The following is a 21,829-nucleotide window of genomic DNA, read 5'->3' as shown; positions in this document are numbered from 1 at the left end:
CGTTGTCGACTCCTACCGTGGTGCGGCGCGCAGCAACAGCGTGCGCGTTTGGGGCAACGTTGTTGGCTGCCGCGTGCGGCGTCGACGATCCGGTCCTCGATTCCGGACCGGCGGCGACGAAAGTGGTTGTCGGTGCAGCAGATTCGGTGCACAGCGAGCTGGTTGCGGAGATCTATGCACACGCGCTGGCGCGGGCGGGTGTTGCCACCGAAGTACGCCAGCTCGACCCGCGGGTATCCGAACTCGCAGCCATCGACGCCGGTCAGATCCAGCTGGGATCGGAGACGACGGGCGACCTCCTGGTTCGCCTCAACCCGACTGCGGCGCAGACGAAACCCGACGAGGTTTTCACTGCCTTGAATCAGGCTCTGCCGCAAGGTATTTCGGTGACCGACTATGCGGCCGCCCAGGAGCGCGACACCGTGGTGGCTACAACGGAAACTGCTGAGCGGCTCGGCGGTGCAGACCTGGAGAAAATCGGATCCCGTTGCGGTGAGCTGACTCTCGGCACGTCGCGGGCTCTGACCGACAAGGTCGTGAAGGCGCTACAGGACGAGTACGGCTGCCGATTCCGTGAGGTCCGCAATTACGGCCGTGCTGACCTTGCGGCAGGACTCACGTCCGGAGACATTCAGGTCGCGATCATGCCGAGCAGCACGACCGCGCTGTTCGACGGAAATCTGGTCGCGCTCGCCGACGACGAGTATGTGTTCGCCGCGCAGAACATCGTCCCGGTGCTTCGCACGGGCGCGCTGCCGGACGCAGGAATCGTCAAGTTGAACATCGTCGCCGCAGAGTTGACGACCAGCGATCTCGCGGAGCTGTCCGCGCAGGTCGACGCCGGAAAATCCGCCGTCGACGCCGCGCGAGGATGGCTCGACTCGTTGGACTTGTAGTCAGCTCGCCCTGGTGTCCGATGTGGGTTTCGGCTCCAGTGACGCCTTCAGGAACGCCGAGAGCTCCTTCGTCGCGTGTGCTGCCTCGCGCAACAGCGAAGCCTGCAGGTGCGCGACGTGCCACAGCTCGGGGTACTCCACGAACGTGACGTCGACTCCCGCTGCACGCAACAGTTCGACGAACTCGACCTCCTGCGGATACAGGAGCTCGTCGGTGCCGACATGGATCAGCGTCGGCGGCAGTCCGGCGAGATTGCCCAGCATCGGTGCATAGCCGGGATCGTGCGGGTCGGCGTCTCCGAGGTAGGCCTTCGCGCAGTTGCGAGACCACTTCGATGTCACGACGAGGTCCGCGCGCAACTCCGACACAGCGTTGGGGTCGACCCACGGTGCTATCAGTGCGAGCGCGCCCGGATGGAGGTCGTGCTCGTCGATGAGGCGTCGTGCGGTAGCGACCGCGAGACCGCCACCTGCCGAATCCCCGCCGAGCGCGATCTGGCCCGGCTTGTAGCCGTGCCGCCGCACGAGTTGCACGAATGCCGCGACGGCGTCGTCGGGCGCGGCGGGAAACGGGTGCTCGGGGGCGAGGCGGTAGTCGAGGAGGAAGACGGCGACTCCGGCCCGCCGCGCGATGTGCGCAGCGAGGGACCGGTGAGTCGCGATCGAACCCGTCGTGTAACCGCCACCGTGCAGATAGAGCACGGCAGTGCCGTTGTTCGCGTCCGCCCAGACCTTTTCGGCCGGCCGGTCACCGAGCATCAGCGACTGTGTCTGCACACGTGGTGGCAGCGTCTGGATCGGTGCTGCCAGATCGAGCAGCCTGCGTTGTGCCCGGTACGGCAGCCGATGGTTCAGCGCGAGCCGGTAGTACGGCCGCAGCGTCGCACCGACTACCGACAACGGGAGCTGGGGTGGACGCACCGGTTACTGCGCCTTCGGCATGAAGCGGCTGACACTCTCAGCGACTACGCGCTGGTAGTACGAACCACCTGCGCGGGCCATCACATCGAGAGCCTTTGCTTCCCAGCCGATGAGGACACGGGCCTCGCCCTTTTCGACGGCTTTGGTGATCGTGCGCGCCGCCATTTCGGGGGAGTGGATGGCGAGCCGCTTGTCGAAGAATTCGGCAAACGACGCGGCGTCCTGACCCTCTGCGAAGGTCGCGTTGCGTGCGACGGCTGTCTTGATGCCGCCCGGGTGCACGCAGGTGACCTTGACCGGGTGCTTGTTGACGATCATTTCTTGGCGCAGCGCCTCGGTGAAGCCGCGAACCGCGAACTTGGCCGCGTTGTACGCCGCCTGGCCGGGGACTGCGATCAGGCCGAAGAGGCTGGACACGTTGACGATCGCGCCGTCGCCCGACTCGATGAGGTACGGCAGGAATGCCTTGGTGCCGTTGACAACTCCCCAGAAGTCGACGTCCATGATGCGTTCGATGTCTTTGAACGCGGTGTTCTCGACGTCGCCGTTGTATGCAATACCGGCGTTGTTGTAGATCTGGTTGACCTTGCCGAAGTGCGCGTGCACTGCATCGGCGTATGCGAGGACAGCTTCGCGCTCAGCAACGTTCAGGCGGTCGGATTTGACCTCTGCGCCGAGCGCCTCGGCCTGCCGAACGGTCTCGGCAAGGCCCTCGGTGTCGATGTCGGAGAGTGCGAGCTTCGCGCCGCGCTTCGCGAGATCAAGGGCCAACGCCCGGCCGATGCCGGAGCCGGCGCCAGTGATAACGGCAACTTTGCCATCGAACTTGCTCATCGGGCGTTCGCCTTTTCTTTTCCGGCCGAAATCGCCACGACGTCGGCGTCCGTCTCCACAGCAACAGTCGTATCGTAGGCCGCCACATCGAAGCTGTTCAGCATCCTGCGGAACTCGAAAGTGAAGCTCGGCCACAGTGTTGTGTTGTTGCCGTGCTTGTCGAGGTACCAGCTGGCGCAGCCACCGTTCATCCAGACGCTCTTCGAGAGTCGTTCCTGGAGGTCCGCGTTGTAGGCGTCCTGTTCGGACTTCTTGACCTCGATCGTGCGGAGACCCTGCTTTTCGATGGTCTCGAGAGCCTTGCTCAAGTAGTTGATCTGCGACTCGATCATGAAGACCATCGACGTGTGGCCGAGGCCGGTGTTCGGGCCGACGAGGAAGAACATGTTCGGGAAGTTCGCGATCGCGGAACCCTTGTAGCCCTGCTGGCCGCCTTCGTCGAAGACGTCGGCCAAGCTGCGGCCGTCCTTGCCGAAGATCGTGGCGAAGGCAGGCGAATCGGTGACGTGGAAGCCGGTTGCGACGACGATCGCGTCGACCTCACGCTCGGTGCCGTCCTCGGTGACGATCGAGTTCGCCCGGACCTCTTTGATGCCGTCGGTGACGAGGTCGACGTTGTCGCGGCTCAGGGCCGGGTAGTACTCGTTCGAGATCAGCATGCGCTTGCAGCCGATCTGGAAATCCGGGGTGACCTTCTCACGCAGTTCGGCGTCGCGGATCTCGATCTGCAGCTTCGCGCGCGCAACCAGCTCGAGCGGCTTCATCAGGATCGGCGCCTTGGCCAAACCGAAGACCTGCGTTTCACGGGCCCAGTAGATGCCGGCGCGCGACAGGCGCTGGAAACCGGGGACGTGCTTGAACGCGAGACGCTCGACCGCCGTGTACGGCCGGTCGGCGCGGGGGAGCAGCCACGGCGCGGTCCGCTGGTAGACGTCCATGTGGCTCACGCTCTTCGCGATGGCCGGGACGATCTGGATGGCCGACGCGCCGGTGCCGATGACCGCGACGCGCTTGCCTTCGAGGTTCGCGTCATGGTTCCACTGCGCCGAGTGGAAGATCTCGCCCTCGAAGCCGTTGATGCCCTTGATGTCGGGAAGCGACGGCTCGCACAGCGCGCCGACGGCCGAGACCAGGACCTTGGAGACGAACTTGCCCTGCGAGGTCTGAACTTCCCACTCCGCGTTTTCTGCGTTCCAGTGGGCGGACTGCATGTCGCAGTCGAAGACGTGCTTGTCGCGGACGTCGAACTTGTCGGCAACGCTCGCGATGTACTTCTGGATCTCGGGCTGCGTCGAGAAGGATCGCGTCCACTCGGGATTCAGGGCGAAAGAATAGGAGTACAGGTGTGACGGCACGTCGCAGGCCGCGCCGGGGTAGGTGTTGTCGCGCCAGGTGCCGCCGACATCGCTGCCGCGCTCGAGCACGAGGAAGTCGTCCTTACCTTCCTGGGTCAACCGAATCGCGGCACCGAGGCCGGCGAATCCACTACCGATGATCAGGGTGTTCACGCGCCGTGCGGTGCCTTCCGCGCCGGCGGTGGAGACAGCATTGTCTGTAACCTTAGGACTCATGTAACGTACTGTAATGGCTCTACTGAGCAGGAGTCAATAGGCTATTGACTAATATTCAGTAAGGTGTGAACGTGGATATCGTGAAACGAATCCGACTCAGTCCCGCCGAGCGGCGCGACCAGCTCCTCGAGCTGGGAATCAAGATGCTGTCGCTGCGCGGGCTCGAGCAGATTTCGATCGAAGACATCGCAAAGATGGCGGGAATCTCCCGCGGACTCCTGTTCCATTACTTCCCGTCCAAGCGCGACTTTCATCTGGCGATCGTGCAACGCAGCAGCGACGACATTCTCGGTGCGCTGACACCGAACGAGGAGCTCACCCCGCCGGAAATGCTGCGCGACGTCATGGAGCGCTACGTCACCTACGTCACCGACAATCGCGATTCGTACGTGTCGCTGTTGCGTGGGCCCGGTAGCGGTGACCCCGAACTGCGCGTGATTCTCGAAGACAACCGCAAGCAACTCGTGGACAGGATTCTTATCTTCGGCCGCTTCGCCGACATCGACATCACACCGCGCATCGAACTCGCCGTCCGCGGCTGGATCGCGTTCGTCGAAGAGGTGACGATCAGCTGGCTCACCGAACCGAAGATCGCGCGCGAGGAACTCATCGACATGCTGGTCGGGGCGTTGCCGGTGACGGTTCCCGACGCCGCTCCCGTCGTCTCACTGTGACTCAGAGATACCTTAGGTAGCGGTCAGGCTCTGCCAGGAACGCGCGCCAGTTCCGAACCAGGTCCAGCTCGGCCCACTCGCGCGGTTCGGATCCCGAGTCGGTCAGTTCGATGATGTCCGCGCCAGGGAACGCGGCGAGAAGCGGCGAGTGAGTGGCCATGATGACCTGCGAGCCCTCCGCAACAAGATCGTTGAACACCGCCAGCAGCGCGAGGCACGACTGAAACGACAGCGCTGCCTCCGGCTCGTCGAGTATCCACAGTCCGACGCCGACCGGTCGTTCGGCGACGTAGCGGAGAAACGACTGGCCGTGCGACAACTCGTTGAAGGCTTGGTCGTCGTCGCGCGAACGCGCGGCGTCGGCGGTCGCGAATGTCGCATGCATCGACTCGGCCCGCAGGAAGCAGCCACCGAGCGGTTTCGGTCGGGCGCCGATACACGTCAGATGTCGGGGCAGGTCGGTGTCTTCGCTGCCGCCGACGGCGCCCCACAGTCGATCCTGAGCACCGTGAAAGTCCCACTGCCACGCCGCCGCGATCGCCTCGACGAGCGTCGACTTTCCCGAGCCGTTCTCGCCGACGATCACGGTGACCGGGCTTTCCACGTTGAAGCCGACCTCGCGCAGTTCGGCGATGACGGGGATGTCGAAATACCACGCGTCCGGGTCGTACTCCGAACGTGGAGTCAGCTCGACGCGCTGCAGCGGCAGAGCGTTCCGCTGCAGCGGTCGAGTCAACTCAGTCGAATGCCTTGTCGATGATCTCCTGCTGTTCGACCGCGTGCACCTTGCTCGAACCCGACGACGGTGCCGACATTGCGCGACGCGAAATCCGTTTGATGCCGGTCAGCTTCTCCGGCATGTACTCCGGCAGATACAGACCGAACGTCGGCCATGCACCCTGGTTTGCCGGCTCTTCCTGAACCCAGCGGAAGTCCTTGGCGTTCGGGTATCCGTCGAGCGCCTCGTTGAGGCGGTAGCGCGGAATCGGGTACAGCTGCTCGATGCGGACAATCGCGACGTCGTCCCGATTCTCCTTCTGCTTGCGAGCCAGCAACTCGTAATAGAGCTTGCCGCTGGTCAGCAGGACGCGAGTGACCTTGCTGCGGTCACCGTCGCCACTTTCGTACGTGGGCTCGTCGAACACCGAGTGGAACTTGCCGTCGGTGAAGTCCTTCAGGTTGCTGACGACAGCTTTGTTGCGCAACATCGACTTGGGTGTGAAGACGACCAGCGGACGACGGATGCCATCGCGCGCATGCCGGCGCAGCAGGTGGAAGTAGTTCGCCGGGGTCGACGGCATCGCGACCGTCATCGATCCTTCGGCGCACAGCTGCAACCAACGCTCGATCCGGCCCGACGTGTGGTCGGGGCCCTGACCCTCGTGGCCGTGCGGCAGCAGGATCACGACCTCCGACAGCTGACCCCACTTCGCTTCACCCGACGAGATGAACTCGTCGATGATCGGCTGCGCTCCGTTGACGAAGTCGCCGAACTGCGCTTCCCACAACACGAGTGCGTCGGGATTGCCGAGCGAGTAGCCGTATTCGAAACCGACGACCGCGAACTCGCTCAACGCAGAGTCGTGGATCGCGAACCGGCCGGGCTTCTCGCTGCCCATGTTGTGCAGCGGCGTGTACTCGGAACCGGTCTTGCGGTCGATGATCACGCTGTGACGCTGCGTGAACGTACCGCGGCGCACGTCCTGACCGGTCATGCGAACGCTCTTGCCCTCGTCGATCAACGATCCGAAGGCAAGCAGCTCGCCGAACGCCCAGTCGACGTTGCCCTCGTACGCCATCTCGCGACGACGCTCGAGCACAGGCTTCACGCGCGGGTGCACGCTGAAGCCCTCGGGTACGTTGACGAACGCGTCGCCGATTCGGTGCAGGACCGACTTGTCCACGGCCGTAACGAGTTTCGACGGGATCTTCTGATCGAGCTCGACCGACTTGGTGGGTTCTGCCGTGTACTTCTCCAGCTCGCGGACCTCGTTGAACACCCGCTCGAGCTGGCCCTGATAGTCGCGAAGCGCGTCTTCGGCCTCTTTGAGCGAGATGTCACCACGACCGATGAGCGATTCGGTGTAGCTCTTACGAACCGAACGCTTCGTGTCGATCACGTCGTACATGTACGGCTGCGTCATCGACGGGTCGTCGCCCTCGTTGTGACCGCGGCGGCGATAGCAGATCATGTCGATGACGACGTCCTTGTGGAACTGCTGACGGAAGTCGACAGCCAGCTGAGCAACCCAGACGCACGCCTCGGGATCGTCGCCGTTCACGTGGAAGATCGGCGCGGCGATCATCTTCGCGACGTCCGTGCAGTACTCGCTCGAACGCGAGTATTCCGGTGCGGTCGTGAACCCGATCTGGTTGTTGACCACGATGTGGATCGTGCCGCCCGTGCGGAAGCCGCGCAGGCCCGCGAGGTTCAGCGTCTCGGGAACCACGCCTTGGCCGGCGAACGCGGCATCGCCGTGCAGCATCAGCGGCAGGACGGAGAAGCCGCCGGCGCCGTCACCCTTGTCGAGCAGGTCCTGCTTGGCGCGAACCAGACCCTCGAGGACCGGGTCCACCGCTTCGAGGTGCGACGGGTTGGCGGTAAGCGAGACCTCGATGTCGTTGTCGCCGAACATCTGGATGTAGGTGCCGCGCGCACCCAGGTGGTACTTCACGTCGCCCGACCCGTGCGCTGCCGCCGGGTTCATGTTGCCTTCGAACTCGGTGAAGATCTTCGAGTACGGTTTGCCGACGATGTTCGCGAGCACGTTCAGCCGGCCGCGGTGCGGCATGCCGACGACCACCTCGTCGAGGCTGTGCTCGGCGGCCTGGTCGATGACCGAGTCCATCATCGGGATGACAGTTTCCGCACCCTCGAGTGAGAAGCGCTTCTGGCCAACGTATTTCGTCTGGAGGAACGTCTCGAAGGCTTCCGCGGCGTTCAGTTTGCTCAGGATGTACTTCTGCTGGGCGACCGTCGGCTTGACGTGCTTCTTCTCGACGCGTTCCTGCAGCCACTTCAGCTGGTCCGATTCGAGAATGTGCATGTACTCGACGCCGACGTGGCGACAGTATGCGTCGCGCAGAATCGACAGGACGTCGCGCAGCTTCATCCGTTCCTGGCCCTGGAAACCGCCCACGTTGAACTCGCGGTCCAGGTCCCACAGGGTGAGGCCGTGCGTCGTCACATCGAGATCGGGGTGGCTGCGGAACTTGTCCTTGACCAGACGCAGCGGATCCGAGTCGGCCATGAGGTGGCCGCGGTTGCGGTATGCGGCAATGAGTTCGAGCACGCGCGTGCCCTTGTCGACGCCACGCTCGCGGATGTCCTTGCGCCACCTGATCGGCTCGTACGGGACTCCCATCGTGTGGAAAACCTCGTCGAAGAACTCGTCACTGATCAGCAACGTGTGGATCACACGCAGGAAGTCGCCGGACTCGGCACCCTGAATGATGCGGTGATCGTAGGTCGAGGTGAGGGTCATCAGCTTGCCGACGCCGATGTCCGCGATGCGCTCGTCGCTCGCGCCCTGGAATTCTGCCGGGTACTCCATCGCGCCGGCGCCGACGATGGCGCCCTGGCCTGGCATCAACCGCGGCACCGAGTGCACGGTGCCGATGGTGCCCGGGTTGGTGAGCGAGATGGTGACGCCCGAGAAATCCTCGGCGGTCAACTTGCCGTCGCGCGCACGGCGGACGACATCTTCGTAGGCAGCATGGAACTGCGCGAAGTTCATCGACTCGCAGCCCTTGATTGCCGCGACGACGAGTGTCCTGCTGCCGTCCTTGCCGGGAAGGTCGATCGCAAGACCGAGATTGGTGTGCGCAGGGGTGATTGCGTTGGGTTTGCCGTCGATCTCGGCGAAGTGCCGATTCATGTTCGGCAGCTTCTTGACGCCTTGAACGATCGCGTAGCCGAGCAGGTGCGTGAAGGAGATCTTGCCACCGCGAGTGCGGGCGAGATGGTTGTTGATGACCAGTCGGTTGTCGATCATCAGCTTGGCGGGAATGGCGCGCACACTGGTAGCTGTCGGGATCGACAGCGACGCCGACATGTTCTTCACAACCGCCGCGGCGGCGCCGCGCAGGACCTTCGACTCTTCGCCCTGCGCTGCGGCCGCGGGCTGGGCCGGCGCGGTCTTCGCGGCGTTGGAGCTAGGCGACGGAGTGCTCTGCTGCTTGCGCTCGGGCGCGGGCTTCGATGCCTCGGCTTTCGGCGCTGGCGCTTTGGTTTCGGCCTTCGGCGCTGGTGGCTTTGTAGCTGATTCCTTTTGCGGCGCAGCTGCTTTGGGCTCAGCGGCAGGCTTGCTTGCGGGCTTGGCGGAAGGTGCCGACTGCTCCGCGGTTCCGTCGGATTCGGGCTGGCCGTTTGCGGCATCTCCGGTTTCCGGTGTGTAGTCGGTGAGGAACTCGTGCCAACTCTCATCCACCGACGACGGGTCTTGCTTGAACCGCTGGTACATCTCGTCGACCAGCCATTGATTTTGTCCGAACTGGGCAGTGGAGCTGCTCACGGCAGGTATTCCTTCTTTCCTTCTGCATTTCCGCTAAGCACGTCTATTAATGAGGCTAGACCTGTCGGTTGACGCGCGCGCAGAATCCCTCCACTTGCGAACACGGCTCATCCCGGCATTTCGGGCCCATTGAGGACAACAGAACCGGCGTCCAGGCTATTTCCTCGCTCGCGGTGTGCGGCATCCCACAGCTGCGCATACGGTCCGCCGGCCTCTCGCAGGTCGTCATGGGAGCCGAGTTCGACGATCGTGCCGCGGTCCACGACGGCGACGACGTCCGCCCGGGCGGCGGTCGCCAAGCGGTGAGCGACGATCACGGTGGTCCTGTTTCGCGCAATCGCCTTGCTTGCGCGCAGCACCGCTACCTCGGTCGCGGGATCCAATGTGGCGGTTGCTTCGTCGAGGAGGAGGACGTCCGGATCGACGAGCTCCGCACGGGCCAGGGCGATGAGTTGGCGCTGCCCCGCAGACAGGCCTTGGCCACGCTCGCCGACGGGTTGCCGCATCCCGGCAGGCAGGGCGGCGATGGTGCTCAAGGCACCGACCGCGCGTGCCGCCGATTCGATTTCTGCCTGGGTTGCCTCCGGTTTGCCGAAGGCGATGTTGCTCGCCACGTCGCCGGTGAACAGGTGCGCCTCCTGTGGCACCACACCGAGGCGGCCGCGATAGTCGGCAAGGCGGTATCGGCGCAGTTCGGTTCCGTCCACGCGGACCTCCCCGCGGGTCGGATCGTAGAAACGCGCGAGCAGTTTCACGATGGTCGATTTGCCGGCGCCGGTCTTGCCGACGAGCGCGATCGTCGTCCCGGCGGGGATGTGCAGCGAGACGTTGCGCAGTGCGTCGGCGTCGTCTGTGCGATATCGGAAAGTAACGTCGTCGATGGTCACGTCTCCGTCGAGATGACCCGCGATCGGCACCGCGACCGAACCGTTCGCGGTCTCGATGGAACTTTTGGTGCGCAGCAGATCGCCGATTCGGCGTAGCCCCACAGCGGCCTGCTGATACCCGTCGAATGCCTGGGAAAGTTGCTGAATCGGTCCGAAGAGGAGGCCGAGGTAAAGCACGAAAGCGACCAGGGTGCCCTCGGTTGTCATCCCACGCGCGACTTCGCGTGCCCCGGCGAAGAGCACTACCGCGAGAGCAAGGTCGGATAGGAATGCGATGAACGGGAAGTAGACCGAGATCGCGATCTGTGCGCGCATGCGACTGCGCCTGTAGCTCTCGGCACGTTCGGCAAAACGCCGTGCGGAGAACTCCTCCCGCCGGTATGCCTGCGCCGACCGGAGACCTGCGATGTTCTCCTGAAAGTCAGCATTGACGAGCGAGATGCGTTCGCGCGACACCGTATAGGCGGTCGACGAGATGCGGCGGAATACGACGGTTGCAGCGATCACCACAGGTACCGATGCCAGCGCGACGGCAGCGAGGTTGACGTCGGTCACCAGCAGCGCGACGGAAATGCCCAGCACTGTCAGCACGCTGACGACCGCGGTCGAGAGTCCCGTTTGGAGGAAGGTCGAGAGGGCATCGACGTCAGTGGTCATCCGGGTCATGATTCGACCGGACAATTCGCGCTCGTAGTAGTCGAGGCCGAGGCGCTGCAGATGTGCGTAGCTCCGCAAGCGCAATCCGTACAGGATGCGTTCGCCGGCGCGTGCGGTAACCAATGTCATTGCGGCGACCGTGAGCCATGCCGCCGCGACGAGGACGAGAGCGAACGCCGTCGCCGCCCACAATGCGGAGTCCTGCTTCGGAACCACACCGTAATCGATCGCGTGCCGGACGATGGCGGGGAACGCGACGCCGATCAGCGAGTCGACAGCCAGGCAGGTGACCGTCAGAACCAGGAGCCAGCGGACCGGCCTCAGAAGGCTGCGCAGGTGGAAATCGGGATCTGGTCGGCGGAGCGCGGCGACATCCTGTGCTGGGTTCTCGGTCGCCGGTGGGAGGCGCTCGACTGCCTGCCGCAATTCCGGCGTCGCGGCCATGCCGCCGAAGGCGCCGGCGACCGGTCCGCCCGCGGTGGGTGTTGCATGCCGCCCGCCGATCTCGTTCACCTGGACGGAATCATCACCTACCGCTATCTGTTTCGGCCAGAGTGCCGCAATGTCGATGCCGTCGATTGTGGTTGTGGCCGTCGTCGCCGGTGCATCGTGCGGAGTCATCAGGGACCGGAACAGTTCCGACCTGGCAGACAGTTCGTCGACCGTTCCAATGTCCTCGATCTTGCCGTCGGACAGCACCGCCACTCGATCGGCGAGTGCCAACGTCGAACTTCGATGCGCGAGAATCAATGTCGTCCGGCTGTCCGCAACGTCCTTGCCGCCGTAACCTGCGCCGAGCGAATCGAAGATCGCCGCTTCGGTTTCGGCGTCGACCGCCGACGTTGCGTCGTCGAGGATCAGGAGGCGCGGTTGGATCAGCAGCGCGCGGGCGAGCGCAATGCGTTGGCGTTGTCCGCCGGAGAGCGTGAGTCCGCGCTCGCCCACGACCGTGTCGTAGCCGTCCGTCAGCGCTTCGATGAAATCGTCGGCGGCCGCCAGACGTGCGGCGTTCCGAATCTCTTCAGCCGTCGCGTCGGGCTTTCCCAACGCAATGTTTGCAGCCACAGTGTCCGAGAAGAGGAACGGTTCGTCGAATACGAGTCCGATCGCGCCACGTAACTGTGCAGCCGGAACGTCCCCGATATCCACCGCGTCCCCGTTCGCGTTCGTCAGCGAAATCGTGCCGGTGGTGGGCGTGTAGAAGCGCGGAAGTAGTAGCGAAAGCGTCGTTTTTCCCGACCCGGCCGGACCGACGATCGCGACGGTTTCGCCGGGTGCGATCGTGAGATCCAGACCGCGCAGCACGTCGCGTCCGTGCTCGAATCCGAAGTGGACGGACCTGATTCGGACGCCGAGCGGACCGGTCGGAATCGGCTGTGGGGACCTCGGGTCGGCGACCAGTGGTTCCGTGTCGATGACCTCGAAGACCCTTTCGACTGCCGCACGGGAGAGTTGAGCCATGATGACGACCGACGACAGCGTCCGGGTGGTGCTCGTCATCGTCGCGACATAGGCCGCGAACGCGAGAAATGTTCCGACCGTTATCGAGCCGTGGATCGCCAGGTAACCACCGAGCGCGATCACTCCAACCAGTCCGAGTTGGGGGAGTGCCGCCATTCCCGGCGCGAATCGCATGTTCACTTTCGCCGCGCGGATGCGTTCGGCGTAAAGCTTGCGGCCGAGTTGTTCGAGTTCGTCGACCATGTGCGCTTCCTGGCCGAACCCTTTGACCACTCGTACGCCAGTGACTGTTTCCTCGACGTGCTGGGCGAGGTCCGCAGCGCGTTGTTGCGCGGACCAGGTGGCGGCAAACAACTTTCGACGCGTGACGTAGACCAGCGCGACGATCACCGGAACGACCGAGAGTGCGACGACGGTCAACAGCGGGGACAACCAGGTCATCACAACAATTGCGAGTGCGAACTGAACGAGTGCCCCGGAGGCCAGTGGGACCATCGCCAGCAATCCTTGCACCAGCTGCAGATCGGTGATCGAGCGCGAGACCACTTGGCCGGTGCGGAGTTGATCCTGGCGGCGCCCGTCGAGGCGCTGCAGCGCGGAGAGCAAACACAGCCGCAATGTGTGCTGCACGTTCAGCGAAAGCCTGCCCGCCAGAACGCGTCTGCCGAACTGACATGCGAACCGGACGACAGCGAGGACAGTCAGGATCATGACCGCCATCGTGATTCGGTCTGTCTCACCCCTGGTGGCCGCGTCGACCGCCGTCTTCGTCAGTAGCGGCGCGCCGATTTCCATCAGCGCCGCAACAAACGTGGCAGCAAACGCGCCGAGGGTGACGCCCTTGTGAGCCCAGCATTGTTCCCACAGTCTGGCAATCCAGCCGGGGCTGTCGGGTTCGGTCGTCATCGATGGCAACGGTAGCCCGACCGTCTGACACCGTTCATTCGCTGTCGGACGACAAGCTTGCGTCCCCCGACTTCGCACAACTTCCCTCGACCTCACACAGGTTGTAGCCAGCTGCAGCGTGTGCGAAGTCTCGAGAAGCTGTGCGAGGTTGCGTGTGCGCGTCCTACTCCGCGAATCGTAAGCCGCCGGCCGGGCTGAACGTGCCCAAAACGAACTCGGCCCCCGGGCGATATGCGCCCAGGGGCCGATCGATGCCTGCCGACGACTACGTGACGTCCCGCTTCCGCGTCATGTACCAGCCGAGCGCAACGGTGAGGACCGTCCATAGCAACAGCGTCGGGAACGAGATCGCAAAGTCGGGCCAGTCCGATTCGCCGTCGAGCTGACCTGCGGCGACTGTTCCGATCGTGGAGAAGAACGGTAGGTGCAGACCGGCCGATTCGAGACCGATGCCGGCCAGAATCGCCGCGAAGATCCACTCGCCGACGAGGTACCAGACGACGAGTGCGATCGCTGCTCCGATCGGCGAGGCCAGTAGCAGGCCGAGTCCGCCACCGATCAATGCCCAGCAGACCACGGCGAGCAAGGAAACGAGCAACACCTTGAACAGCGTGCTGTTCAGTTCGAATTGGTCGCCACCGAACAACAGCATGCAGACGACGCTCACGACCTCGACGACGAGCCCGTACGCGAGTCCGAACAGCGCAGTGACCAGCAGCTTCGTGCCGATCACGCCGTCGCGTCCCGAGGAGGTCAGGAACGTCGGTGTCAGTGTCTTGTGCCGGAACTCAGTGCCTGTGTTGATGGCGCCGAACAGTGCGGAGAAGATCACGATCATGTAGATCGCGACATAGAGGCCGACGGACGCAAGGCCTGTGCGGAAGTTGGGATCCACCTCGTCGGCTGCGTCGGCGGCACCGGCGGATATTGCGCTCGCGAACACGCCGATGACCAGTGGAGCAATGAGCAGCGCCCACCAGAACCGCAGCGTGACGATCTTCCGGTATTCAGCAATCAAGAGACCCATGTTCAGTTGCCTCCCTGCTGCTGGTCCGGGGTCTGGCCGTATCCCGGTGGTGGCCCGTAGCCGGGCGGTGGACCGTACTCCTGCAGCGGTGGTCCGTACTCCTGCGGTGGTGGTCCATACCCAGGCTGCGGCTGCCCATAGCCGGGCTGTGGCTGCCCGTAGCCGGGCTGGGGTTGTCCGTATCCCGGCGGGGGCCCGTATCCGGGTGGTGGCCCGTAGCCGGGCTGGGGTTGTCCGTATCCCGGCGGCGGACCGTAGCCGGGTGGCTGGCCATAGCCCTGCTGCGGCGGTCCGTAACCCTGGCCCGGCGGCGGAACTGCCTGCGCCGCAAACTGACCCGACGTCATGGACAGAAAGACCTGTTCCAGGTCGGCCTGCTCCGCTGCCATGCCGAACACCTGGACCCCTGCAGTCGATGCGACCTCGGAGATGTCCTCCTTCGTCGTGCCCAGCACCGCAAGTCGGCCGTCGGGCAGGATCGTTGCGTCGCCGACGCCCTTCTCCGCGAGCGCAGCCGTCAGTTTGGTCGGATCCGAACTTGTGACGAGGATGCGGCTCTTCACACTCGTCCGCAGCGAGTCGAGCGTGCCCTGGTACACCAGGCTGCCGCGGCTGATGATCACCACGTTGTCGACGAGTTGTTCCACTTCGCTGAGGATGTGGCTCGAAATCAAGACCGTTCCACCGCGGCGCGCGTATGCCTTGAGGAAGTCTCGGAGCCAGTGGATGCCCTCGGGATCGAGTCCGTTGGCAGGCTCGTCGAGAATCAGAATCGGTGGATCGCCGAGCAGTGCGGTCGCAAGCGCGAGGCGTTGGCGCATACCGAGTGAGAAGCCACCGGCCTTACGGTCTGCGACATCGTTCAGCCCGACCAGCGCGAGCACCTCGTACGCGCGCGAGTCCGGGACACCGATTGCTGCCGCGTAGATCTTCAGATGCCCGATCGCGGACCGCTTCGGATGCAGGCTCAGTGAGTCGAGCACTGCGCCCACTGCCCGTGCCGGTTCAGCGATCTGCGCGTACGGCACACCGCCGACCGTTGCGCCGCCGGTTGTCGGCTTGATGAGACCGAGCATCATGCGCAACGTCGTCGTCTTGCCCGCGCCGTTCGGCCCGAGGAATCCGGTGACCGATCCGGGCGGCGCCGAGAAACCGAGATTGCTCACCGCCACTACCGGCCCGAATTGCTTTGTGAGACCGTGCACCTCGAGATAGGCGCCCTGTTGTTGCGGTTCCTTCGTCATGCCCACCGACATCCGGTTCCCCTCCATTTCGTCGAATGAGATAGAGGGTACTTGGCGCCCGCGCCGGCCCGGGAGCCAACGCGGGCCGCCCCGTGTTACTTCTCGACTGCGGGCAGCGGATCGGCCTCGACGATGCGCAGGTTCGCGGGCCACGTCGCGGGCGGCGGGCCGAATGCCTTGTGCGCGTTGTTGATCGTTGCCTTGCCGAGCGCGCGGTTGCCCACGCCGCCGATGACCGCGCCGATGCCGGCCGGAATGATCTTGCCTGCCATCAATGCGGCGCGCTTCGCGACGAACTTGGTCATGAACTTCTTCAGGAGCGAATTGTTCATGTCCTTGATGCCGGGAATTCGGGTGCCCAGCAGCGTTCCCCAGTTCTTCGCGCCGTGTCCCGCGGTGCGCTCGACGATGCTCATTCCCGAATCGCCGAGGGCAACGGCAAGTACCAGGGCCTTGCGATACTCCTTGTCCTCGGGCGCGACGCCGTGGACAGCGGCGATCGCCAACGTCAGCACTGCGGACGCTTCGAGGAAGAACGCGGTTTCGGCGCCCGCCGCGGCGAGGGATGCAGCAGTTCCGAGGCCGGGTGCGGCGGCGGCGGCACCGACGGCGCTACCACTTCCGGTCACGGCGAGCAGGAACATCTTCTCGAGCCTGTCGATGATCTCGGCTGGACTCTCGTCGGGGTGCGCGCGGCGGACTCGGTCGACATACTTGTTCACGGCCGGTGCCTGCAGGCGACTGCCGTCGTCGAGCACCGATGCGACCGTCTTTTCGACGCGGTCTGTCATGAAGCCCATCGAATCCTCCCTTTCATCGGAAGTGAACTCTATGGCAACGAGGGAGCGAGCCTGGTTTGTTCCGGCGCGAGGAGCCTAGGCTGGAAATATGACCGAAGTCTCCGAGGGGGCCTTCAGCCTGCCCACCCCGAGGCTGCGGCAGTTCGTTCGTGGCTACGAAGGCTACCGGCTGGCGGGTTTCGCGCCGGGCAAGCACGTCGGGATGCCCTCGCCGTATCTGACGGTGATCATCACGATCGGTGATCCGCTCGCGATCGAGCGGGCGACCGTCCCGGAGCAGCATCGAACCACCTGGGACACGCTTGCGAGCGGGATCTCGCCAGTGCCGTGCACGATCGCACACGACGGAAATCAGCACGGTATTCAGGTATCGCTGACGCCGCTCGGTGCCCGCGCGATCTTCGGTATTCCTACCGCCGCACTCGGCGGCTGGATGGTCGATCTCGAAGAAGTCCTCGGAGCCGATGCTCGTGAACTGCGCGAACGCGTTGCGCTACAAGAGGATTGGCCGACGCGGTTCGCAGTGCTCGACGATGTCTTCAGCAGGCGCGCCGACGAGTTCGCGATGGACCCCGGCCTGGAGCGGGCCTGGGGATTGCTGGTCGGCGGTGGCGGCCGCAGTCGCGTCGCCGATGTCGCCGACGACGTCGGCTGGAGCCGCCGGCACCTGGTGAACAAGTTTGCTGCGGAGTTCGGTGTGACGCCGAAGGATTCGGCTCGCATCGCGCGCTTCAGCGCATCGCACGCGATCTTGCGTCGAACCGAGATCCCTTCGCTCGCCGAGATCGCCGTGGATTGCGGCTATTACGACCAGGCGCACATGGCACGGGAGTGGCGGGAGCTGGCGGGCATGGCGCCTTCTGTGTGGCGTGCCAAAGAGGTGTTCGCATTTGTCCAAGCGTCCGCCTCGGACGAAGATCGAGACTGGTCTGCATGAGCACTTCTACGGAGAACGCAACCAAGACAAACGTGTGGCCGATCTTCAGGTACCGGGATGCCCGCGCCGCGATCCGATTCCTCGTCACCGCCTTCGGGTTCGAAGAGGCAGCTGTCTACGGCGAGGGCGATAGCGTCGACCACGCCGAACTGAGCTGGCCGGGCGGCGGTGGAGTGATGCTGAGTTCCTATCGCGACGACGGGCCGCTGGGGCAGATGCTGCCCGGTACCGGCGCCGCATATCTGGTCGTCGAGAATCCCGACGCACTGTACGAACGGGCTGTCGCAGCAGGCGCTGACGTCGCCATGGGCTTGCGTGACGAGGACTACGGATCGCGCGGGTTCACCTGCCGTGATCCGGAAGGGGTCTACTGGAGCTTCGGTACCTACGCAGGCGCCTAGTGCGCGCCATGGCCGGGTGGGACCGCCTCGCTCGGCGGCGGTGGAGGTGGCGCGGTGCCGTCTCCGAACGGTCTGCCGCCCAACGATTCCCGGCCGTGCGGATCGAGCCAGTTACTCACCGCCGGGCCCTTCGGCACGATCTGTGACGGATTGATTCCGGTGTGAACGACGTAGTAATGCTCCTTGACCTGGGGGAAATCGGTCGTGTCGCCGAATCCGGGAGTCTGGAACAGATCACGCGCGTAGGACCACAGCACCGGCAGCTCGGTCAGCTTGTTGCGGTTGCACTTGAAATGGCCGTGATACACCGCGTCGAAACGGACGAGCGTCGTGAAGAGGCGGATGTCTGCCTCGGTGATGGTGTCGCCGACGAGGTAGCGCTGGTGTTTCAGCCGGTCCGACAGCCAATCCAGCCGAGCGAACAAGCGGTCGTAGGCGTCGTCGTACGCGTCCTGTGAGCCTGCGAAGCCACACCGGTAGACGCCGTTGTTGACGTCTCGGAAAACGGGTTCGATGATCTCGTCGATTTCGTCGCGTAGTGCCGCGGGGTAGAGGTCCGGCGCGCCCGCGCGGTGATATGCGGTCCACTCGGTGGACAAATCCAGCGTCAGCGTCGGCACATCGTTCGTGACGACCTGACCGGTCGGAACGTCGACGATCGCGGGGACCGTTATCCCGCGGTCGTAGTCCGGGAAGCGCGCGAGGAATGCGTCCTGCAGACGGGGAATCTTCAGGACGGGATCGAGGCCATCGGGGTCGAGATCGAACGACCAGCTGCGCTCGTCGTGCGTCGGCCCGCACATGCCCATCGAGATGACGTTCTCGAGGCCGAGCAGCCGGCGAACGATGACCGCTCGATTGGCCCACGGGCACGCGCGCGCGACCACCAATCGGTATCTACCGGGCTCGACCGGGTATCCGTCACGCCCGTCTTCGGTGATGCGGGTCGGGATGTAGTTGGTATCGCGCTTGAACTCCCTCGTGCTTGTTGCGCTCATGACATCAGCGTAACCACTGCCTCGGACATGTTGGGGCACAGTCGTTCCGGCCGAGTGCCGCGTTTGTCGCAATTGTCGCGTCAAATTTTCGGACAAATACCCCGCGCCGAATATTTGGTGTGGAGTATGTCGGAGGGGGCCTCTAGTGTCAGTTCTGGAGGTGAAGCACGTGGGGGAGAAGGCAAGCATCGTGACGCCGCTGGGCATCGCTGTTCTCGCGTTGCTTTTCGAGCGGCCGATGCACCCGTACGAGATGTATCAATTGCTCGTGCAACGGCGCGAGGACAGGAACGTCAAGGTTCGGCCTGGTTCGCTCTATCACACGGTCGACCGTTTGCAGGAGCGGAAGCTCGTCCGGAGTACGGGCACGAATCGCGAAGGCAATCGCCCTGAACGCACCACCTACGAGGTGACCGATTCCGGACGCGCGGCGTTGACGGCGCGCATCAGCGAAATTCTGGCGACCCCGATCCGGGAGTACCCGCTGTTTCCTGTCGCGCTGGCGGAAGCTCACAACATCGGCGCCGAGGTGGTTGCCGTGTTGCTGCGCGAGCGGATCGACAGGCTGGCCAAGGAACTCGACGAGTCCGCTGCACTCGGTGAGCGTGCGGCCGAATTGGCGGTGCCGCGCGTCTATTGGCTCGACGTCGGATACTCGCGCGCGGTCCTGAATGCCGAAATCGAGTGGCTACGAGGGCTTGTCGACGAAATCGAGAACGGCGCCCTCCCGTGGCTGCAAACCAGCCCGAAGACCTACCTACCCGAACCCGACCAGCAGAACGGATAACTGCAATGACCTCCGAGACCCAGTACGACCCCTGGCGCGCGCTCGGCGCGCTCTGCTTGGGGTTCTTCATGATCTTGCTGGATATGACGATCGTGTCGGTAGCCAACCCTGCGATCAAAGCGGATCTGAACACCGACATAAACAGCGTCATCTGGGTGACGAGTGCGTACCTGCTCGCATACGCGGTGCCGCTGCTGATCACCGGCCGGATGGGAGACCGCTTCGGTCCGAAGCACGTCTATCTCGGCGGGTTGGTGTTGTTCACCGCTGCGTCTCTGTGGTGCGGTCTGTCGACCAGCATCGAGATGCTCATCGTCGCCCGCGTCTTCCAGGGGTTCGGCGCCGCGCTCATGACGCCGCAGACGATGGCCGTCATCACCCGGATCTTCCCACCGGACAAGCGCGGCACCGCAATGGGCCTCTGGGGATCGGTTGCGGGCGTCGCCTCGCTGGTCGGTCCGATCGCGGGTGGCGTGCTCGTCGACAGCCTCGGCTGGGAATGGATCTTCATCGTCAACGTGCCGGTCGGCATCATCGGTTTCGCGCTGGCGTGGCGCTTTGTTCCTGCTCTGCCGACCAACGAGCATCGCTTCGACTTCCTCGGCGTCGGGCTGAGTGCAGTGGGGCTGTTCTGCCTGGTCTTCGGCCTACAGGAGGGCGGAACCTACGACTGGGCCTGGGGTGTCTGGCTGCTGATCGGCACCGGTATCGCGGTTCTCGTCGGATTCGTCTACTACCAGTCCCGAGTCAAGGCAGAGCCTTTGGTGCCGCTCGTGCTGTTCAAGGAGCGCAATTTCTCGCTGGCCAACGCGGCCATCACGTGCATGGCCTTCGCCATCACCGCGATGATGCTGCCGGTCATGTTCTATGCACAGTCAGTCCGCGGCTTCTCGCCGACCAAGGCCGCACTCGTCTTTGCACCGATGGCGATCGTTACCGGTGTGCTGGCACCTTTCATCGGCAAACTGGTCGATCGGACCCATCCCCGTTACATCCCTGCGATCGGTTTCACCAGCTTCTCAGTCGCCTTGTTCTGGTTCTCCGCGATTCAGGAGGTCGATACCCCGATTTGGCAGTACATGCCGCCGATCTTCCTGATGGGTATTGCGAATGCGTGCATCTGGGCACCACTCGCAGCGACCGCTACCCACGATCTGCCACCGATGCAGGCCGGCGCAGGTGCGGGTATCTACAACACGACGCGACAGGTGGGGTCGGTGCTGGGTAGTGCCGCGATCGGCGCGCTGATCGTGTCGCGGTTGTCCGCAAAGGGTGTCGACGGAGACGTCGGCGGCGGCGCTTCGGGTCCGTTGCCAGAACAGGCCAAGGAACTGTTCAATTCGGCTCTCGCAGAATCGCTGATATTGCCGGCGGCCGTCCTACTGATCGGCGTGGTTGCTTCGGTGTTGTTCGGTCGCCCGCGCAGGACCCAGGAGCAGACCGCGCAAGCGAAGGTTCCGGTAGCGACCGCCTAGTGTGGGGTCCGTGACCAGTCCCACGCGCCTCGAGCGAATCACGACCGATACGACGACGTACGCGGTCCTGACGTTCGACCACCCCCCGCTGAACCTGTTCGACACCGCGATGTTCGAGTCGATTGCTGCGAATATGGCAGACCTCGACGCCAACCCGCCGCGGGCGCTGCTGCTGCGCGCGGAAGGCAAAGTTGTGTCGGGTGGTGTCGATGTCAGCGTTTTCGATGGTCTGTCCACCGACGAAGGCGCTCAGCTGTGGCGCAAGCTGTTCGCGGAGATCATCCATCCGATCGAAGCGCTGCCGTGCCCGGTCGTCTATGCGGCACACGGGCTCACGCTCACGGCAGCGCTCGAGATCGCGCTGGCATGCGACATCATCCTCGCGGCACCCCGGGCGAAGTTCGGGCTCGTGGAGACGGTCGTCGGCCTGACGCCGTCCATGGGTGGACCGCAACGGCTCGCCGAACGGGCGGGGTCGGGTCGCGCGCGAGAATTCGTCATGACCGGCGACCTCTACGACGCGGCCACAATGCACAGTTGGGGCGTCGTGAACGCTGTTCACGAGGACGTCGATCAAGCGGCGCGTGCGCTCGTCGAACGACTCGCCAACGGGCCTACCCAGGCCCACAATGCGACCAAGCGGATCATCGAAGCCTGGCGCTCCGGCGGGGTAGCGCATGCGGACGACATCACTCCCGATGTTTCCGGCGCGCTCTTCGACACCTCGGACCTCAAAGGGGCTGTTCGCTCGTTCCTGGACGTCGGTCCGGGGAAGGCGAAGTACACGGGACGCTGACTCGCGGGAGACCTTCACGGGCGGAAGTGTGATCCACGCCATA

General features: G+C 64.2%; 17 protein-coding genes. 7 read left to right on the top strand and 10 right to left on the bottom strand.

The genetic code is table 11. The features are described 5' to 3' along the window. Nucleotides 1-17 precede the first annotated feature (17 nt). Complete coding sequence (locus JGU72_RS02830; RefSeq protein ID WP_199682212.1) at nt 18-896, top strand: glycine betaine ABC transporter substrate-binding protein; 879 nt, start codon at nt 18-20, stop codon at nt 894-896. Here JGU72_RS02830 and JGU72_RS02825 read toward each other — a convergent pair whose 3' ends face one another. The 3 genes from JGU72_RS02825 to JGU72_RS02815 are packed head-to-tail and all read right to left on the bottom strand — an operon-like array spanning nt 897 to nt 4,222. Further along, nucleotides 897-1,817 carry an alpha/beta hydrolase gene (locus JGU72_RS02825; protein WP_199682211.1) on the bottom strand — a complete coding sequence of 307 codons (921 nt, stop codon included), beginning with the start codon at nt 1,815-1,817 and terminating at the stop codon, nt 897-899. It lies immediately after the preceding gene. Nucleotides 1,818-1,820: 3 nt separating this feature from the next. Continuing rightward, nucleotides 1,821-2,651, bottom strand: coding sequence for an SDR family NAD(P)-dependent oxidoreductase (locus JGU72_RS02820; RefSeq protein ID WP_199682210.1), 831 nt, complete (start codon nt 2,649-2,651; stop codon nt 1,821-1,823). Then, complete coding sequence (locus tag JGU72_RS02815; protein WP_199682209.1) at nt 2,648-4,222, bottom strand: flavin-containing monooxygenase; 1,575 nt, start codon at nt 4,220-4,222, stop codon at nt 2,648-2,650. Before JGU72_RS02815 ends, JGU72_RS02820 begins: the two co-directional genes overlap by 4 nt. Nucleotides 4,223-4,293: 71 nt before the next feature. Between JGU72_RS02815 and JGU72_RS02810 the strand changes: the two genes are divergently transcribed. Further along, a complete protein-coding gene (locus JGU72_RS02810; RefSeq protein ID WP_199682208.1) occupies nt 4,294-4,896 on the top strand; it encodes a TetR/AcrR family transcriptional regulator in 603 nt (200 codons plus the stop codon). A 1-nt stretch (nt 4,897) separates the two neighbouring features. On the opposite strand, the gene JGU72_RS02805 is transcribed toward JGU72_RS02810, so the two are convergent. From JGU72_RS02805 to JGU72_RS02780, 6 genes are all read right to left on the bottom strand, one after another. Beyond that, entirely contained in the window at nt 4,898-5,599 is a 702-nt protein-coding gene (locus tag JGU72_RS02805) for an AAA family ATPase (RefSeq protein WP_199683165.1), read from the bottom strand. Between the two features lie 34 nt (nt 5,600-5,633). Beyond that, nucleotides 5,634-9,359, bottom strand: coding sequence for a multifunctional oxoglutarate decarboxylase/oxoglutarate dehydrogenase thiamine pyrophosphate-binding subunit/dihydrolipoyllysine-residue succinyltransferase subunit (locus JGU72_RS02800; protein WP_233531452.1), 3,726 nt, complete (start codon nt 9,357-9,359; stop codon nt 5,634-5,636). A 158-nt stretch (nt 9,360-9,517) separates the two neighbouring features. Continuing rightward, nucleotides 9,518-13,321 (bottom strand): ABC transporter ATP-binding protein, encoded by a 3,804-nt coding sequence (locus JGU72_RS02795; protein WP_199682206.1) that lies wholly within the window; start codon nt 13,319-13,321, stop codon nt 9,518-9,520. Nucleotides 13,322-13,586: 265 nt separating this feature from the next. Next, nucleotides 13,587-14,348, bottom strand: coding sequence for an ABC transporter permease (locus tag JGU72_RS02790; RefSeq protein WP_199682205.1), 762 nt, complete (start codon nt 14,346-14,348; stop codon nt 13,587-13,589). Nucleotides 14,349-14,350: 2 nt separating this feature from the next. After that, entirely contained in the window at nt 14,351-15,592 is a 1,242-nt protein-coding gene (locus tag JGU72_RS02785) for an ABC transporter ATP-binding protein (RefSeq protein WP_199682204.1), read from the bottom strand. A 95-nt stretch (nt 15,593-15,687) separates the two neighbouring features. After that, nucleotides 15,688-16,392, bottom strand: a complete 705-nt coding sequence (locus tag JGU72_RS02780) for a hypothetical protein (RefSeq protein ID WP_233531049.1) — start codon at nt 16,390-16,392, stop codon at nt 15,688-15,690. An 88-nt stretch (nt 16,393-16,480) separates the two neighbouring features. Here JGU72_RS02780 and JGU72_RS02775 point away from each other — a divergent pair, with 88 nt between their 5' ends. Next, entirely contained in the window at nt 16,481-17,329 is an 849-nt protein-coding gene (locus tag JGU72_RS02775) for a helix-turn-helix domain-containing protein (RefSeq protein ID WP_199682203.1), read from the top strand. After that, nucleotides 17,326-17,730 (top strand): VOC family protein, encoded by a 405-nt coding sequence (locus JGU72_RS02770; protein WP_199682202.1) that lies wholly within the window; start codon nt 17,326-17,328, stop codon nt 17,728-17,730. The genes JGU72_RS02775 and JGU72_RS02770 overlap by 4 nt, the downstream gene beginning before the upstream one ends. Here the strand turns inward: JGU72_RS02770 and JGU72_RS02765 are convergent. Next, on the bottom strand, nt 17,727-18,728 hold the full coding sequence (locus JGU72_RS02765) for a glutathione S-transferase family protein (RefSeq protein WP_199682201.1): 1,002 nt from the start codon (nt 18,726-18,728) through the stop codon (nt 17,727-17,729). The genes JGU72_RS02770 and JGU72_RS02765 overlap by 4 nt on opposite strands. A gap of 238 nt (nt 18,729-18,966) precedes the next feature. Between JGU72_RS02765 and JGU72_RS02760 the strand changes: the two genes are divergently transcribed. Genes JGU72_RS02760 through JGU72_RS02750 form a run of 3 tightly spaced genes read left to right on the top strand, consistent with a single transcriptional unit; the run spans nt 18,967 to nt 21,786 of the window. Then, nucleotides 18,967-19,515 (top strand): helix-turn-helix transcriptional regulator, encoded by a 549-nt coding sequence (locus tag JGU72_RS02760; protein WP_199683163.1) that lies wholly within the window; start codon nt 18,967-18,969, stop codon nt 19,513-19,515. Between the two features lie 5 nt (nt 19,516-19,520). Then, nucleotides 19,521-20,990 carry a DHA2 family efflux MFS transporter permease subunit gene (locus JGU72_RS02755; RefSeq protein WP_199682200.1) on the top strand — a complete coding sequence of 490 codons (1,470 nt, stop codon included), beginning with the start codon at nt 19,521-19,523 and terminating at the stop codon, nt 20,988-20,990. A 1-nt stretch (nt 20,991) separates the two neighbouring features. Further along, nucleotides 20,992-21,786, top strand: coding sequence for an enoyl-CoA hydratase/isomerase family protein (locus JGU72_RS02750; protein ID WP_199682199.1), 795 nt, complete (start codon nt 20,992-20,994; stop codon nt 21,784-21,786). The last annotated feature ends 43 nt before the right edge of the window (nt 21,787-21,829 follow it).

It is taken from the genome of Antrihabitans auranticaus (assembly GCF_016481275.1).
GTDB lineage: Bacteria > Actinomycetota > Actinomycetes > Mycobacteriales > Mycobacteriaceae > Antrihabitans.
The sequence above is the reverse complement of the archived record's forward strand: the minus strand, read 5'-3'. Positions and strand labels throughout refer to the sequence as shown.

What these genes read in the sequence shown, in the direction of transcription:
- JGU72_RS02820 (WP_199682210.1), bottom strand. Translation starts at nt 2,651, where the DNA reads ATGAGCAAGTTCGATGGCAAAGTTGCCGTTATCACTGGCGCCGGCTCC.
- JGU72_RS02815 (WP_199682209.1), bottom strand. Translation starts at nt 4,222, where the DNA reads ATGAGTCCTAAGGTTACAGACAATGCTGTCTCCACCGCCGGCGCGGAA.
- JGU72_RS02800 (WP_233531452.1), bottom strand. Translation starts at nt 9,359, where the DNA reads ATGTACCAGCGGTTCAAGCAAGACCCGTCGTCGGTGGATGAGAGTTGG.
- JGU72_RS02795 (WP_199682206.1), bottom strand. Translation starts at nt 13,321, where the DNA reads ATGACGACCGAACCCGACAGCCCCGGCTGGATTGCCAGACTGTGGGAA.
- JGU72_RS02790 (WP_199682205.1), bottom strand. Translation starts at nt 14,348, where the DNA reads ATGGGTCTCTTGATTGCTGAATACCGGAAGATCGTCACGCTGCGGTTC.
- JGU72_RS02785 (WP_199682204.1), bottom strand. Translation starts at nt 15,592, where the DNA reads ATGACGAAGGAACCGCAACAACAGGGCGCCTATCTCGAGGTGCACGGT.
- JGU72_RS02780 (WP_233531049.1), bottom strand. Translation starts at nt 16,392, where the DNA reads ATGGGCTTCATGACAGACCGCGTCGAAAAGACGGTCGCATCGGTGCTC.
- JGU72_RS02775 (WP_199682203.1), top strand. Translation starts at nt 16,481, where the DNA reads ATGACCGAAGTCTCCGAGGGGGCCTTCAGCCTGCCCACCCCGAGGCTG.
- JGU72_RS02770 (WP_199682202.1), top strand. Translation starts at nt 17,326, where the DNA reads ATGAGCACTTCTACGGAGAACGCAACCAAGACAAACGTGTGGCCGATC.
- JGU72_RS02765 (WP_199682201.1), bottom strand. Translation starts at nt 18,728, where the DNA reads ATGAGCGCAACAAGCACGAGGGAGTTCAAGCGCGATACCAACTACATC.
- JGU72_RS02760 (WP_199683163.1), top strand. Translation starts at nt 18,967, where the DNA reads ATGCACCCGTACGAGATGTATCAATTGCTCGTGCAACGGCGCGAGGAC.
- JGU72_RS02755 (WP_199682200.1), top strand. Translation starts at nt 19,521, where the DNA reads ATGACCTCCGAGACCCAGTACGACCCCTGGCGCGCGCTCGGCGCGCTC.